We start from the raw sequence: 753 nt of genomic DNA on the forward strand, positions 1-753 counted from the left end.
CCACAAGGTCGAGGAGGTCCGGGCGGCCTACAGCTTCACCTGCCTCCAGGATTTCCTCGATATCTACTACCGCGGCGCGGCCGTCCTGCGGGAGGAGGAGGACTTCCACGACCTCGCCTTCGCCTATTTCGCCCGCGCGGCGGCGGACAAGGTCGTCCATGCCGAGATATTCTTCGACCCCCAGACCCACACCGATCGCGGCATCCCCTTCCGGACGGTCGTCGACGGGCTGCTGGCGGGCATGGCCAGGGCCGAGGCCGAGCATGGCGTCACCTCGCGCCTCATCCTGTGCTTCCTGCGGCACTTGCCCGAGGAGAACGCAATGGCGATCCTCAGGGCCGCCGAGCCGTGGCTCGACCGCATCCTCGGCGTGGGGCTGGATTCGAGCGAGCGCGGCAATCCGCCGGCGAAGTTCGCCCGGGTCTTCGCCGCGGCGGCGGAGCGCGGCCTGAAGCTGCTGGCCCATGCCGGGGAGGAAGGGCCGCCCGGCTATATCCACGAGGCGCTCGACGTGCTGAAGGTCGGCCGCATCGACCACGGCAACGCCGCCCTGCAGGACATGGACCTGACGACGCGGCTCGTCCGGCAGGCGACGACGCTGACCGTGTGCCCACTGTCGAACCTCAGCCTGAAGGTGGTGGATTCCGCCGCCGACCACCCTATCGCACGGATGCTCCGGCGCGGCCTGCGCGTGACCGTCAACTCGGACGATCCGGCCTATTTCGGCGGCTATGTGAACGAGAACTTCCGCGC

1 protein-coding gene is annotated in these 753 nt (G+C 68.9%); it reads left to right on the forward strand.

Annotation, left to right across the window (positions count from 1 at the left end; genetic code table 11):
• On the forward strand, positions 1-753 hold a 753-nt coding region (gene add, locus AC1DWF_RS33995; protein WP_476842891.1), incomplete at both ends, for an adenosine deaminase.

The sequence above is a fragment of the Aminobacter sp. P4_D5 genome (assembly GCF_056401815.1).